Source organism: Fervidicola ferrireducens (assembly GCF_001562425.1).
GTDB classification, from domain to species: Bacteria; Bacillota; Thermosediminibacteria; order Thermosediminibacterales; family Thermosediminibacteraceae; genus Fervidicola; species Fervidicola ferrireducens.
This window is the reverse complement of record NZ_LOED01000041.1, coordinates 1-14,093: the sequence shown is the minus strand read 5'-3', so window position 1 is coordinate 14,093 and position 14,093 is coordinate 1. Positions and strand designations below refer to the sequence as shown.

General features: G+C 48.2%; 15 protein-coding genes. All 15 read left to right on the top strand.

The window, feature by feature from the left end:
- Positions 1-263 precede the first annotated feature (263 nt).
- The 15 genes from AN618_RS10965 to AN618_RS10905 all read left to right on the top strand — a co-directional run bounded on the left by AN618_RS10965 (position 264) and on the right by AN618_RS10905 (position 13,837).
- Entirely contained in the window at positions 264-1,220 is a 957-nt protein-coding gene (locus tag AN618_RS10965) for a hypothetical protein (protein WP_157081729.1), read from the top strand.
- A 36-nt stretch (positions 1,221-1,256) separates the two neighbouring features.
- Positions 1,257-1,424 carry a hypothetical protein gene (locus tag AN618_RS13195; protein ID WP_157081728.1) on the top strand — a complete coding sequence of 56 codons (168 nt, stop codon included), beginning with the start codon at positions 1,257-1,259 and terminating at the stop codon, positions 1,422-1,424.
- A gap of 263 nt (positions 1,425-1,687) precedes the next feature.
- On the top strand, positions 1,688-2,350 hold the full coding sequence (locus tag AN618_RS10960; RefSeq protein ID WP_066355020.1) for a hypothetical protein: 663 nt from the start codon (positions 1,688-1,690) through the stop codon (positions 2,348-2,350).
- Positions 2,325-2,765 carry a hypothetical protein gene (locus tag AN618_RS10955; RefSeq protein WP_066355018.1) on the top strand — a complete coding sequence of 147 codons (441 nt, stop codon included), beginning with the start codon at positions 2,325-2,327 and terminating at the stop codon, positions 2,763-2,765. The genes AN618_RS10960 and AN618_RS10955 overlap by 26 nt, the downstream gene beginning before the upstream one ends.
- A 46-nt stretch (positions 2,766-2,811) precedes the next feature.
- Entirely contained in the window at positions 2,812-3,780 is a 969-nt protein-coding gene (gene rnhA / locus AN618_RS12835) for a ribonuclease HI (protein WP_083515185.1), read from the top strand.
- A 63-nt stretch (positions 3,781-3,843) separates the two neighbouring features.
- Positions 3,844-4,428: a thymidine kinase gene (locus AN618_RS10945; RefSeq protein ID WP_066355016.1), complete on the top strand. Its 585-nt coding sequence runs from the start codon at positions 3,844-3,846 to the stop codon at positions 4,426-4,428.
- 2 nt (positions 4,429-4,430) lie between these two features.
- Positions 4,431-6,509, top strand: coding sequence for a ribonucleoside triphosphate reductase (locus AN618_RS10940; protein ID WP_066355014.1), 2,079 nt, complete (start codon positions 4,431-4,433; stop codon positions 6,507-6,509).
- 82 nt (positions 6,510-6,591) lie between these two features.
- Positions 6,592-7,284 carry an anaerobic ribonucleoside-triphosphate reductase activating protein gene (locus AN618_RS10935; RefSeq protein WP_083515184.1) on the top strand — a complete coding sequence of 231 codons (693 nt, stop codon included), beginning with the start codon at positions 6,592-6,594 and terminating at the stop codon, positions 7,282-7,284.
- Positions 7,285-7,471: 187 nt separating this feature from the next.
- Complete coding sequence (locus AN618_RS10930; RefSeq protein ID WP_066355008.1) at positions 7,472-7,657, top strand: hypothetical protein; 186 nt, start codon at positions 7,472-7,474, stop codon at positions 7,655-7,657.
- A 286-nt stretch (positions 7,658-7,943) separates the two neighbouring features.
- Complete coding sequence (locus AN618_RS10925) at positions 7,944-9,020, top strand: AAA family ATPase (RefSeq protein WP_083515183.1); 1,077 nt, start codon at positions 7,944-7,946, stop codon at positions 9,018-9,020.
- A gap of 116 nt (positions 9,021-9,136) precedes the next feature.
- On the top strand, positions 9,137-9,787 hold the full coding sequence (locus AN618_RS10920) for a hypothetical protein (RefSeq protein WP_066355005.1): 651 nt from the start codon (positions 9,137-9,139) through the stop codon (positions 9,785-9,787).
- 42 nt (positions 9,788-9,829) lie between these two features.
- Positions 9,830-10,363, top strand: coding sequence for a DUF1016 N-terminal domain-containing protein (locus tag AN618_RS10915; RefSeq protein WP_157081727.1), 534 nt, complete (start codon positions 9,830-9,832; stop codon positions 10,361-10,363).
- Between the two features lie 87 nt (positions 10,364-10,450).
- Positions 10,451-11,626, top strand: coding sequence for a vWA domain-containing protein (locus AN618_RS10910; RefSeq protein ID WP_157081726.1), 1,176 nt, complete (start codon positions 10,451-10,453; stop codon positions 11,624-11,626).
- Between the two features lie 292 nt (positions 11,627-11,918).
- Positions 11,919-12,185 carry a MerR family DNA-binding transcriptional regulator gene (locus AN618_RS14055; RefSeq protein WP_222926487.1) on the top strand — a complete coding sequence of 89 codons (267 nt, stop codon included), beginning with the start codon at positions 11,919-11,921 and terminating at the stop codon, positions 12,183-12,185.
- Entirely contained in the window at positions 12,149-13,837 is a 1,689-nt protein-coding gene (locus AN618_RS10905; protein ID WP_066355000.1) for an IS200/IS605 family element transposase accessory protein TnpB, read from the top strand. Before AN618_RS14055 ends, AN618_RS10905 begins: the two co-directional genes overlap by 37 nt.
- Positions 13,838-14,093: the final 256 nt, after the last annotated feature.

The following is a 14,093-nucleotide window of genomic DNA, read 5'->3' as shown; positions in this document are numbered from 1 at the left end:
AGTTGAAGGAAATAGTGGGGAAGACATACGTTAGCCCGAAAGAATGCAGACGTATACTCCACAACGAAGGAATGGTCGTCATATACAACAGCCTATATCATCAGAATTAGAAGTTGCGGACGCATTCATCTCCATCTTATAGAAGATGGAGCCTTCCGCGTATTGAGGTGATAAAAATGCTTCCGAAGATGAAAAACGTTCAGCTTTGCAGGCGCTCCTGCAGATTGCAGGAACCAATGAGGCGGGGGTGGAGGAAAATGCCGATGCGTCAGCTTACTAATGCTGACGTCTCTGTTTTGGTCGAGTTCCTCGAAAAGTACGGTGCGCCGCTCTCTTTTGAGTATCTCGGCGTCCTGATGAACTTTGACGAACTTTTGGATGAAGTAGTATCGTTAGTCAATAAGCTCCCTGAAGACGTAAACCTCGAGGGCGGCTTCACCGTTCAAGAAACCGTGTCCTTCGACGATCCAATAATGCCAAACGAGTTTTACGATACCGGGCTTGCAGATGAGCTCTCGGATTTGTTCTGGGACATTGTTAACTGGGACTACCGGGACTTCTTCAGGTCATTCAACAACTGTGAGTATTTCGATGAAAACAATGAGATAGAGAAAGTAGCATGTGAAATATTCAATTCAGTAGACTATGTGGACACTTATGGTATAAGAAACTACTACCGGATGTGCTTTACCTTACCGGGCATAGCCGAGGTAGTAAAAGATGCTTATCATGACGACGGTATTTGGCAGGCGTTAGAGTACGTTGTGGAAGGGATTATAAACCACCGGCGGCGCTCGGATGTTCAAAAGATGATAGATGTTGCCACGATGCTACTGGCACTTAACCTTACCGAAGTCAAGCCGGAAGAGATTAAGGAATTAAGGAAGAAGATTCTCTCACTCTGCCCCGATCTGGTTTTGTCGTTTAAAGTTTACGACGATGTGGAGGAATTTATGGAGGACGTAGCCGCTGAAATGCACGATAAGCTCAAAAACTCTATCTTGAAACCGCTCCTGATACTCAAGCGGTACCTGCCGCAAGCAGTGGAATATTATTCGAAGTGCTACGATGCTATTCGCCATACCTGCAGACTGTTTGAACAGTATGCATCTGAATTAATGAAGCAGTTCGAAGACATAGAATACTGGAAGGAATATTTCGAGATAAATGAACGCTATGACATCCTTGCAAAACTATTCCCGGTAGATAAGCGGTACTAGCAGGTTCCAGTAGTAAACTGAGAAGGAGGGATTCTTATGACCCCTATAGTCTTGTTGACCTTTAAGTGCGTCAAGTGTGGCCGCAAATTTGCGGCCACGTCACGTATTGCTTGTTATGTCAATCCTTATACGGGAGAACCAATCGTTTGCCCGGATTGCGGCTCTGAGGAGATTGTCGAGATAGAAACCCTTCAGGTAGGGTAAGGATATTCCTAGTGTCGGGAAGCAGAATTTTTATTCCCCGTTTAAAAGTAACCTAATAACAGTACAAAAATAAGAGTAATTGGATCTGTTGTTAATCTTGTGGAACAGGGGCTATACCCAAAAATATTACATTATTTTATGATTAAATCCCCCTCCGGCATGACCGAGTCAGGAGGGGGATTTATGCAAGGAACATCCTGCCGGAATTATCGGTAGGGCTTAATCTGTCAAAATACAGGAATTACGTAAGGGGGAATAAGGAAATGCCCAACTGGGCCGATACCCGTGTTGTTTACTATGGAGACCGCTCCAATCTGGAGCGGCTTTATCATGCTTACAACAAAGCTATTCATAAGCGTGGTGAGATATGGGTAGATGAGCTGTTCGATGTGATAGGGTTTCCGGTTCCCGATGCCGTAGTCAATATGCGTTCTTCACCTTATGATTGCTACCTATCGAAAGATGTGCTATATGCCTGCCACAACGATGCCTGGGAACCTGATGTTGAAGGGTATGCAGCACTGGCCGATGCTTTTAATGTTGACTTCGACCTCTTTTCTACCGAACCAGGATGTTGCGTAGCGGTCAAGACGGACGCACAGGGGAATTATTTCCCAGAGCAGATAGTTGTCTTTAGCCATTCAGAATTGGGAAACTCAGATTTCGACCATCCGCTCCTAACTCTCTTCGACTCGTCGGAAACCTATTTCTCTTCGTTTGATGAACTTTTGAGTAGCATTCGTGTCTTTCTACCGGGATTTGACGCGAAGGATATTGAGGATGTTCAATTTCAACTCGATGCTATTCTCCAACTTTGCGGAGTAGAACCGGGGATAATAACCATCTGCAAAGTTGAACTGTTAGAAAAACCAATCAAAGTTCAGAGGCAGGTGTCTCCCAATGTTAAAGCTCCTGTCTTATGTTGATATGTGTCCGCTCTGCGGGTCCCTACTTCTTGAGTATGGTGCCCGGGGAACGAAGGTCGAAGGAGTACGTCTTAACGGGCAGCTAATTGAACAACCCATCTATAACGGGCAGATAAGGTGCACTGTCTGCGGATGTGATATAGACAATCCGGTATTAGTAGCACTTTGCAAAGCTCATAATTCAAAAAAACTCTACGCTATTGGGAAGAGAATTCCGGAAGAAATACTGATCTACGACGTACCTTATAAGATTCAAGGCAGCGAGATAATTTTTACTCCGGATCCGATTTTAATTGCAACTATCGAAGCTAATGAAATCACGGATGGTTTGTATCGTGCTTTGTTTTCAGGCGACATAAGCAGCAAAGATGCGGCGTTTGATTCTCTTTTGAGCATCGTGTACGCCGCCCGTTAGATCCGCCTTGCAAATCTTCTTAAAAAAAGAAAGAAAGGATGGTACAATGTCTTATCCGGTGGTAGACCAAACCACTCCTATCGAGACCATAATAGCGCTCGCCCAAATGGGCGGGCGTTTTAAATTCCGCTGCCTCGCCTGCGGGAAGATGCATTGCTTAGACAGCAAGGCATGGAAACGCTGCAGCAAAAACTACCACTACATCCTGCATACCACTATTTGCGGTACGGTGGCGGAGGTTTCTATAACCAGCGAGCTGGGCTTCGGCACGAGGATTACTCTGCCCGGATATGTATTGAAAACAGTAGAAGAACTGCAATTTCTGTTTAAGTGTTCCATTGAAGGAGCCGACTTAGTGGTATATAGTGCAGAAGGGGGGATACAATTGATACAAGTAAATTGTGATGGCCTGTGCGAACCGGTCAACCCTGGGGGAACTGCATGCTATGGATGGATTGCCTACAAAGACAAAGAAAAGATAGCAGAAGATTGCGGCGTGATTTGCTCGGGTCCCGAAGCAACAAACAACATTGCAGAATACACCGCCGTTATCAAAGCATTAGAATGGCTGCTGGCAAACGGGTTCGAAAAAGAAACGATAGAAGTCCGGACGGATAGCCAACTATGCATATATCAACTCCAGGGGATATACGGCGTACATTCTCCCAGGATAAGGCCGCTGTATCGAAAGGCTTGTGAATTGATAAGAAAGTTTAAAGATCTGCGCTTTCGGTGGGTGCCGCGAGAGAAAAACGAAGAAGCAGATGCGCTGTCGAGAAAAGCATACAGACAAGCGTTGCCGGTAGATCCAGCAAGGTTGGAGAAGGCTATGAAATTGGCTCCATTGGTGCGTCCCATCGGCAATGGACGGTACATCGTCCCTTCCCAGAGCAGTACGAAAGAATATGAGGTAGATATAATTTCCGGCACCTGCAACTGCCCTGATTATCGGAAGCGCGGTATAAAGTGCAAACATACCCTTGCCGCTGAAATAGCGGCAGGAATGGGAATTTAGTTTTGCCCGGGGAAGGATAAGCCCCGGGCAAAACTTTGAATTTTGTTGGAGGGGGGAGTTGCTGTGGTGTATTACCGCCGTCGGGATAACAGTATATTCGAACTTATCGCTTCGGGTTCGATGTTTGCTGGAAAGACCAGCACCTTGCTTTCCCGCCTTGAAACGTTCATCCTCGCCGGACGAAAAGTCCAACTTTTCTATCCCGTTCATTCGCAGGACAGATACGGTGCTAAAAACATGGTCGTGGCGCATAATGGCGCGAGGATGACCGGCATAGAAGTCCGGGACGCAAAAGAAATACTGGAGAAACTCTCCCCAGCCACCGAAGTAGTAGGCATCGACGAAATCCAGCTCTTTTCTCCGGAAATCGTCGAGGTGGTAGAAGAGCTTGTGAGAAGTGGGCGGATCGTTATAGGTGCCGGGCTTACGCTTTTGGCTGACGGCAGGCCATTCGGACCGATGCCGGAACTCTTGGCCCGGGCAGACATAATCACGCAAGTCTACGGCGTCTGCGCAGAGTGCGGCGACCCGGCAGTCCGCAGCTGGCCGACGTTCGACAAGAAATCCGATATTGTTCTCGGTAACGACTATATAGCCCTGTGCAGGCGCTGCTGGTATAAGAAAATAGAAGCCGAAAGGAGGAGATAAAGATGATAACAAAAATAAGGAAGAGGGACGGCAGGATCGTCCCGTTCGACGGAGAAAGGATTGCGAATGCCATATTCAAGGCGGCACGTGCCGTAGGGGGAAATGATTATGAGAGAGCAAAATTCCTGGCCAGGAAAGTCGTCGAAAATCTAGAAAGGAAATTTACTGCAGCAATACCAAGCGTCGAAGATGTCCAGGACGAAGTGGAGAAAGTCCTAATAGAGAACGGCCATTCAAAGACGGCAAAGGCATATATACTCTACAGGCAGCAGAGGACGGAAATCAGGAACTTCCAAAACTTACTTATAAACAGCATTAAGCTGATTCAGGACTACGTCAACGAAGATACATGGGAAGTCAAGGAAAACAGCAATATGAACTTTTCTCTGCAAGGAATGAACAACTATATTATATCCGCAGTTTCAAAAAAATATTGGTTGGAAAAGATATATCCTCCAAGGATTAAAGAGGCGCACGAATACGGAGACTTGCACATCCACGACTTAGGAATTATCGGTAGCTATTGCTGCGGATGGGACTTAATGGACATCTTATTGTCCGGTTTTACAGGAGTAGAGGGGAAAATCAGCAGTAAGCCGCCAAAGCACTTCAGGTCAGCACTGGGACAGATAGTAAACTTCTTCTACACCTTACAGGGAGAAGCTGCTGGAGCTCAGGCCCTTAGCAACTTCGATACTTATCTTGCGCCGTTTATTTACTACGACAGACTGAGCTATAAAGAAGTCAAACAGGCAATACAAGAATTCATATTTAACCTGAACGTCCCAACCAGGGTGGGATTTCAAACGCCTTTCACTAATATTACACTAGACTTAACACCACCGCAGTATATGGCAAAGGAGCCCGTAATTATCGGCGGACAGTTTATGGATAGGACGTACGGCGAATTCCAAAAAGAAATGGATATGCTGAATATGGCATTTGCAGAGGTTATGATGGAAGGCGATGCTAACGGCAGAGTCTTTACATTCCCTATACCAACTTACAATATAACCAAGGAATTTAACTGGGACAGTCCCGTTGTAGATAAAATCATGGAGATGACGGCAAAGTACGGATTGCCGTACTTTTCAAATTTCGTTAATAGCGACATGAAGCCGGAAGATGCCAGGTCAATGTGCTGCAGGCTTCGTTTGGACAACCGGGAACTCAGGAAGCGCGGAGGCGGCCTGTTCGGTGCTAATCCACTGACCGGCTCCATAGGCGTGGTAACAATTAACCTACCCAGAATAGGTTATAAAGCGAAGAGTGAAGAAGAATTTTTCGCAAAGCTGACGGGGCTGGCGGAACTGGCAAGGGACGCACTTCTGATAAAACGAGGCATCATCGAACAGCTGACGGAGAGAGGATTATATCCATATTCAAAGTTCTACCTTCGCAACGTTCATGCACGCTTTGGCAAATACTGGGCAAACCATTTCAATACAATCGGCATAATAGGAATGAACGAAGCGCTGCTGAACTTTATGGGTAAAGACATCGGCACGCCAGAAGGGCGTAAATTTGCGCTGAAAGTTCTCGATTACCTGCGCAATTTGTTGGTTAAGTTCCAAGAAGAAACAGGACAAATGTTCAACCTTGAAGCGACACCAGCCGAAGGTACAAGCTATAGACTTGCCATGATAGACAAAGAACTGTATCCATCAATCATAACTGCTGGTGAAGACGTGCCTTATTACACCAATTCCACACAATTGCCCGTCAATTACACCGACGACATCTTTGAAGCATTGGACCTCCAGGATGAACTGCAGTCCAGGTATACGGGCGGGACGGTGTTCCACGTGTTTTTGGGCGAAAAAGTGGACGATATAAGGACGTTGAAAGCTCTATTGAGGAAGATATGCCATAACTATAAACTGCCTTACATTTCAATAACGCCTACGTTTTCAGTCTGTAAAGACCACGGATATATCTCCGGTGAGCACTTTAACTGCCCGCATTGCGAAAAACCAACAGAAGTGTGGAGCCGGATAGTGGGGTATTACCGCCCCGTCCAAAACTGGAATCGAGGCAAGCAGGAAGAGTACCGGCAAAGGAAAACTTACCGGATACAATAGGGCGGGGAAGGGGCAGCGGCCGAGATTTTTTGGGGCAACCGACTTCGATACTCGGCTGCTGCCGCCCTTTATTTTAGAAAAAATGGAGGAGGTCCGCATGAATATCCGCGGGTTCCAAAAGGTGAGCTTGGTTGATTTTCCAGGCGTTATCTGCACGACAGTGTTTACCGGCGGTTGTAACTTTCGTTGCGGATATTGCCACAACAGAGAACTCGTGCTGAACCCCGGAAATCTTCCGAAATATGACAAAAGTGAGATACTTCAATATTTGGTCAAGTGCACTGGCAAAATAGATGGTGTATGCATAACCGGCGGTGAACCCACTTTGCAGAAAGACTTGACACCATTTATAAAGCAGATAAAAGCTCTCGGATTAAAAGTTAAACTGGATACAAACGGTACGAACCCTGAAAAACTCGAAGAATTAATCGCGTTAAAACTGTTGGATTATGTGGCGATGGATATAAAAGCCCCTTTGCATAGATACTATCTCGTTGCTGGGGTGAGATGTGAAGCGGGCAAAATCCAAAAGAGCATAGAAATTTTAGCCGGTTCGGGAATCGAACACGAATTCAGGACAACTTTGGTGCCCTTACTGACAGAGGGCGATATATTTGAAATTCGGGAAATGATTCCAAAAGAAAGATATGTACTTCAGCAGTTTAGAGTTACAAATACCCTTATAGACCCGGCGTTGCAAGATATGGCACCGTGGCCACCAGAAATGGTGAAAAAGATAGCTGCTGTCGTTAACGCCGTTGTGCGAGGCGCTTAACCCATATCCCTTTCCTCATTTCTTAACCAGCTCCATCCGCATGCATTCATCTTTTGTGCTTTGTCTTTTATAATTTCAATTTCACCTCCGGCATGACCGTGAGGTGAACCTATATCAGAGAATGCCCCGCCGAAGTTATCGGCAGGGCTTAATTTATTACAAAAATTTAAACGGAGGGGTGTTTTGGATGATTTACGATTACAGAAAGCCACCGAAGTATATTGAAACGCCGGGTGGTCCCGGGAGATTGATGAACTACGATCCTAACACAAAAACAGTTACAGCTTTAGTAAAGACAGAAGCGGGTGAACGTCTTTTCATTTATCCCGCTGAATTTTGTTACATTCCAACGGTCGACGAGAATATGGCATAGTTAATAAGCTGGAGGGATCTTCGATGAAATCCATGGCATGGGGCGTATTATTTCCTAATTATCCGTACGCGATCGGACCCTTCAGGTTTAACCTGCCTAAGTCGGAAAGAGAATTCCGACAGTATTTGCGAAAATGGTTAAAGGTGCCACGCCTATCACGAGGAACGCAGGTGTGGCCTGAGAGATAATTGGCTTAATAGGGAGTACAACCGTTCTCCCTCTTTAAAAACAAAAAGAAGGAGGTGTAAGGCCATCCTTCCCTCTCTCTTAAGCAAAGGTCAAAAGGATGGCCGTTTTTATGAGCATTAGTGCCAGTGTAATGGAAACGCTGGAAGTGTTAATTGATCTTAATTTACCGGTGCTCCTCTGGGGGCCGCCGGGAGTGGGGAAAAGCTCTACGATGAATGCCCTCGCGGAGAAACGCCGCTGGGCATTGATCGATATGAGATTAGGGCAAATGAGTCCAGTTGACCTAAGAGGCGTACCAGTGCCGGACCATAATACCAAGCGGACAACTTGGTATCCGCCAAGCGAATTACCTGATGAAAAACGGGACGGCAAATGCGGAATACTGTTTCTGGACGAATTACTGCAGGCACCGAGGGACGTCCAATCCGCCGCTCTTCAGTTGGTTCTAGACAGGCGGTTGGGCGAATACAAACTCCCTCCTGAATGGCGAGTGGTTGCAGCTTCTAACAGGGTAAGCGACAAAGCGGGAACATACCAAATTATTTCCAGCCTTGCTAACCGCTTCGTACACATTCCCGTCGCTTGTTCCATGCCATCGCTGGATATAAGTGATACGGGGGTTGAAGTAAACGCAGAGGATTGGAAAAAGTGGGCGCTGCAGAACGACGTTGCTGAAGAAATCGTGGCATTTATAAACTACCGGCCCAATCTTTTGTGGCGTCCCACGGGTCAGGTAGCATTTCCTACGCCGAGGATGTGGGGAGATTACGTGAACAAAATAATAAAACACGCGGGACTAAACCAACTTGCAATTGCCGGATGCATCGGTGAAGGGCCTGCGGCAGAATTCATGGCGTTCTGCAAACTAAGGAAGGAAATGCCCGACCCGGATGCTATACTGCGTGGTGAGGACGTAGCCGCACCGGTCAGACCCGATGTTACGTATGCCCTCTGCGGTGCCCTGGCGGTCCGAGTAATCAATGCCAATAAATCGAAGAAGAAAGAAGCTCCTAGATACGCACAAAACGTCATGCGTTATCTCACGAAACTCCCTGCCGAATTCCAAGTACTATTGCTAAAAGACATGTTCGGCGGTGGAGCAAGCAACTTGTTCTGGGGACTGCCGGAGTTTTCAGAATGGGTCAAGGAACACAGAGAAGTGTTCCTGGCCTAGTGTGTCGCCTTGTGGCGAAGCAAGAGGATGGTGCATCCTCGGCTTCGCCTTATGTAGAAGAATAAGCGAGAAGGAGGTGAGTACCGAGGGAGGGTTTCCTCCCTTCGGTTTGTGCCATGGGATACACGCATTACTGGTATAGGCCGAAAACCATCCATCCGGCCACCTTTCGTAAAATTGTTGCGGACTTTAAGAAGCTTGTGCCCGTGCTTGAGGAAAAGTACGGCGTCCGACTTGCGGGGCCGGGCGGCGAAGGTGATCCTATAATCAATGATGACGAAGTATCGTTCAATGGCCCGATTCACTGCGGCCATCAGAAGAACTACGAGTTGCATATTCCCTGGCCTTCAGATGATGCGGGCGGCGTAATGATAGAAGGTGGCGGCATAAGCGGCAAATGGTACGCCGGTGTAATGGTTAACACCCGTATGTGCAATGGTGATTGTTCATACGAATCATTCGTTTTTGAAAGAAAAAGGATACCATATGGGGACTGGGATGTACCAAGAGAGAATGGACTCTACTTTGACTTTTGCAAAACTGCTTTTAGGCCATACGACTTGGCTGTGACCGCGTTCTTAATAATAGCCAAACACTATCTCGGAGACAAAATCGTGGTTAAGAGCGATGGAGAGGACACTCACTGGTTTGATGCAAAGCTGCTTTGCCAGATGGAACTCTCTTATGGTATGGAATACAAGATCAATGATAAAGGGGAATTAATCCCCGTTCCCTCTGATGGGAACAAGAACGTTGAAAAAGTTTAAAAATCCTGGCAAGGAGGTGAATGCCCGGCAGGAGTGAATTTCGTGCTCTTGCCAGGCATTGTTATGGCATTGAACAATACTGTCTTAGAAAAACACAGCTTAGAAGAGTATATCAGTGCTTATATATCACTGAAAGAACAAGCAGAAGAAAATAAATTCATAATGGGGCAATTGTTAGATGAAATGATAGCGTTAGGAGCGAAGATAAAGTGGCTGTCGTCCCAGTTAGGCGATAGCCCTGCCAAAATAAGAGAACTTATCAAGACTTATAAGGCGTTTCCAACCGAAGATTCAAGAGTGCCCGAACTATCATGGTATCATCACCGGCTTGCAGCGAATACAGACAACCCGCAGGCCTGGATAGCTCTGGCTGCCGAAAGGCAGTGGAGCACCAGGGAAATGAAAAAAGCAATAGATATTGCTCAAGGGCGAATAGAACAGGTAATAGATGAAAAAGAGAAGAAAATCCAGGAAATTCAAAAGCACGTCAAAGCCCTCAGAGAAATCGCCGAAAAAGACGCCGAACTCCGTGACATTATAGTGGACGTGCTTAAAATATTCCTATCCGAAATTTGAGCAGCTCTATCAAGAGCTGCTCATCCGTGTACTTATTTCAAGGAAAGGAGGGATTGGCACCGCAAGGCCATTGCGGTGCCGTGTTTTATGGACACTTTTGGACTGGCTCGCTCAAAGCTGGTCCTCAAAAACCAATTCTTCGGCACCCTCGCTTTGTACCTGCAGCCGGAACCAGATAAAAAAATAGGAACGGCTGCAACCGATGGCAGGGTGCTAAAATACAACGAAGAGTGGTTAGAAGAGGTAAAACAAAAATACGGGCTTGAAGCAGTCATAACCATTATCGCCCATGAAGTCTTACACTGCGCTTTAGGCCATGTCTGGCGTCGCGGTACAAGAGAGCCACTATTATGGAATATTGCATGCGACTGTGCGGCAAACCTCATACTTAGAGAATCCGGCTTTAAACTCCCACAAGGAGCCCTTGTAAATGAAGCGTATTCCGGGAAAACAGCGGAGGATATATACGCCTTGTTACAGAAAAATGGGATTTCAAAAGGCGGTACAACAATTATTTTGCTGGATAATCACGACTTATGGGGGAACGCCCATCCCGGCGGAAACGGAGACACTGGAGATAAAGATGCTGCGAAAGATATAATCGCAGGTTCAGGCACAGCAAAGGGGGATATAGCTGGCACCTTGGAAAATGAATGGAAAAACCGTTTAGTCAGCGTGGCAAGCGCACTCAAGAGCCAAGGCAAATTACCAGCTTCTCTTGAGAGAATCGTTGAAGAAATAGCGCAGCCCCAGATACCCTACCGCTACGTCCTTGCGGAGTACATGCAGCGGATAGAAAACGAATACGCCTGGGGGCCGTTCGACCGGCGGTTCGTCCACGCAGGAGAGTATTTACCATCCACAAATTCCGAAGGGTTCGACGAAATAGTCGTGGCAATAGACACCTCAGGATCCATTTCGGATGTCGAAATAAAGCAGTTTATAGGAGAGGTTATGTCTATAGCAAGTATAGGTGCGAATACACTGCATGTTGTTTTCTGTGATGCAAAAGTGCAGGGATGGTATACGATGTCGGCGCAGGACGAAGTACCGCCTTTCAAAATCAAGGGGGGCGGCGGGACGGACTTCAGGCCCGTATTTGATGCAGTGGCAGAAAAGGGGATGCAACCGGCCGTTCTGATATATCTCAGCGATGGTTACGGAGATTATCCCGAAAAAGAACCGGAATACCCCGTCCTCTGGGTGATGACCCGAAATCATCAAAACCCACCCTTCGGTAGGGTCGTCACCCTCGATGTTTGAACTAAAAAGGAAAAGAGGATTAGAAAAGTAGGGGACGGGATGGAAGCGGCTGTGCAAGTATCTCCAAGGGCCGCTTAAGCGGCACCTGGAGTAGTCGGGACGGAAGTGACGGTCCCCTCCGGGAGGCCCTCCGGCAACGGGTCAAAAAGGGCCGCTCGCACCGGTGTAACCCGGCAGGTGCGCGCACCTGCCGCCAGGAAGCCCTACACCTTTAGGTGTAGGGAGGTTTGCAACAGCTTCGAGAAACTATACTGTAATTGACTGCACTTAACTACTTTGCTACCATAAGAATATGGAACTCTTATCCATTGGAGAAGCAGCAAAGAAATTAGGCGTACACCCGAACAGACTTCGGGCATGGGAAAAACAAGGCCTGATCAAGCCTGTGCGGCTGCCCAGCGGTCCACGGAGATACCCGACTTGTCCAGGATTTGCTGGCTGTAGTGACTTCCTTTTCAGCCCAGCTGTATGGTGCGAGGGGTGGCAGGAAAATCCAGCAGGGTTTTCGGGAGCTGATAAGGGATGCCGAAGAAACACAAGAAGGACAAATTTAGCATGACTGTGTGCGGAGAGTTCTTTCCGGAGGTCTACCCGGCCTTTCGGTCAGGAAAGTGGAGCCGTGGAGAGGAAGATCCTCTTGTGACGGAGATGCGCCTTTTTTCTGCCTGCATGCGTTGGGCCTTCAACCGGCTACTAGAGGGTGCATCCCGAGATGAAATCAAGAAGCTGGGGCAAGAACTCTTCGGAATCAACTCCCGCTATGTGGACGATGCCAGGCTTAAGGCACAGGCCGTGCTGGACTCCCAAAAAGAGCTGCTGGAGCTGGAGATTGAGGAAACTGGAAACAAGCTGAGCCGGGCGAGGAAGAAACTAAGCACAGCCATGAAGAAGCTGGCGAAGGCAGAAGAAAGAGGTGATGCCCCGGACATTGTTGAAAAACTCCGCCTGGCAGTCAAGGGACGGAACAACCGGTTAGCATCTCTAGAGAAGAAGTTGGCCGAGCTTGAGATCCACCGGGAGAATGGCACAATACCAAAGGTAGTCTTTGGCGGCAGAAAACTTTGGGAAAAGGTCTGCAAGGGGCGGGCCACGCGGGAGGAGTGGCAAGCATCCCGCAAAAACCGCCTCTACTCCCGGGGAGACGAGACAAAGGGCGGTAATCCGAACATGAAGGTATCCTTTGACGGGCAAGAGTTCCGCTTGGCTGTCTCCATATCCCACCTTTCCCAACAGACAGGCACGGATAAACTTGGCCGCCCGAAGATGAGCCGAGCCCCCAGGGTGGAGGGAATGTTGTGGCTGCCGGAGAAGCAGCGGGACCTGGTGCGCATATGGCTAGCTATGAAACTGCCCTACACAATAGAGCTGGTCCGTACCCCGGAGGGCCGTTATATAGTGCATCTGACGTTCGATTTGGGCGGGATGAAGGAACCCGACTTTGCCAAAGGTTGTTTAGCCCTGGACACCAACCCTGACGGCGTGGTCTTATGCAATGTAAGTGCTTTGGGCCAGCCGGAGCCGTGGCCGGAAGGTTTTAATATCCCTTGCCCCGGCAACCTGGGCAAGTATGAGGGAGAGTTTCAAGTTATCACTTACCCGAACGGCTTTCTCTACATCAGGATACCCGACTTAGCCTATGCTTCCAGCTTCCGGAGGGACTATCTGATAGGCGTTTTAGCCAAAGCAGTGGTAGACATAGCCTTCTTCCTGGGCAAGCCCATCGCGCTGGAGGAACTCAATTTTAGCAAAGACAGGCTGGATACCAACAAAAAGTTTAACCGCATGGCTTCAAACTTTCCCTTTGCCAAAATGGTGGAGGCGGTGTGCCGGAGGGCTGTCAAGGAAGGAATGCCCTTTAAACTCGTACCTGCCCGGCATACGTCCACCATAGGTTACTGGAAGTATACGAAGCGTTACGCCGTCCCGGTGCACTGCACGGCGGCATTGGTTATTGGCCGCCGTGCGATGGGCTTTAAGGAATGGGTAACAAAAGAACTTAAACAACTAGTAGCCCAAATCAAGCAAAACCTGACCTGTAAGGTCGATCCTTATACACCGAGGGAAGGAAGAGGGATGACCCGCAGGGTCAGGGCCTGCTTGAGGCGGCTAGAGGAGAAGCTCCTGCAGCACAACGGGCTTGCCCGGTGGCAGCAGGAGGCATATTACTCCGTCTGGCATGACCTCAAGAAGCTCGCCCTGTCCTTACGGTGACCCCGTTTAGCCGGTGTCGGACAAACCGGTAGGCGTCCTAACAGGACGCGGGAGGCGGGACTGGTTACCCATCCCCATCGGAAGGTTAGCAAGCGGTCCGTATCGGTTTTGTCCTTCCGGTGCAGCACTCCCGTCCGGGTGGGACTCCCGGGCCGAGGTCCCCTGTCGCCCTGCCCCTCGGAGGGCAAATCAAATATCCGGGAAGGAGGCGAAAGCCTGGTCTGGGGGCCGGCTTGGCTGGAGATAAAAACAGTCA

Bases quoted from the DNA above. Each gene is read 5' to 3' on its own strand.
- rnhA (WP_083515185.1), top strand. From the start codon at position 2,812: ATGTCTTATCCGGTGGTAGACCAAACCACTCCTATCGAGACCATAATA.
- AN618_RS10930 (WP_066355008.1), top strand. From the start codon at position 7,472: ATGATTTACGATTACAGAAAGCCACCGAAGTATATTGAAACGCCGGGT.
- AN618_RS10910 (WP_157081726.1), top strand. From the start codon at position 10,451: ATGGACACTTTTGGACTGGCTCGCTCAAAGCTGGTCCTCAAAAACCAA.
- AN618_RS10965 (WP_157081729.1), top strand. From the start codon at position 264: ATGCGTCAGCTTACTAATGCTGACGTCTCTGTTTTGGTCGAGTTCCTC.
- AN618_RS10955 (WP_066355018.1), top strand. From the start codon at position 2,325: ATGTTAAAGCTCCTGTCTTATGTTGATATGTGTCCGCTCTGCGGGTCC.
- AN618_RS10935 (WP_083515184.1), top strand. From the start codon at position 6,592: ATGGAGGAGGTCCGCATGAATATCCGCGGGTTCCAAAAGGTGAGCTTG.
- AN618_RS10925 (WP_083515183.1), top strand. From the start codon at position 7,944: ATGGCCGTTTTTATGAGCATTAGTGCCAGTGTAATGGAAACGCTGGAA.
- AN618_RS14055 (WP_222926487.1), top strand. From the start codon at position 11,919: ATGGAACTCTTATCCATTGGAGAAGCAGCAAAGAAATTAGGCGTACAC.
- AN618_RS10920 (WP_066355005.1), top strand. From the start codon at position 9,137: ATGGGATACACGCATTACTGGTATAGGCCGAAAACCATCCATCCGGCC.
- AN618_RS10905 (WP_066355000.1), top strand. From the start codon at position 12,149: ATGCCGAAGAAACACAAGAAGGACAAATTTAGCATGACTGTGTGCGGA.
- AN618_RS10960 (WP_066355020.1), top strand. From the start codon at position 1,688: ATGCCCAACTGGGCCGATACCCGTGTTGTTTACTATGGAGACCGCTCC.
- AN618_RS10940 (WP_066355014.1), top strand. From the start codon at position 4,431: ATGATAACAAAAATAAGGAAGAGGGACGGCAGGATCGTCCCGTTCGAC.
- AN618_RS13195 (WP_157081728.1), top strand. From the start codon at position 1,257: ATGACCCCTATAGTCTTGTTGACCTTTAAGTGCGTCAAGTGTGGCCGC.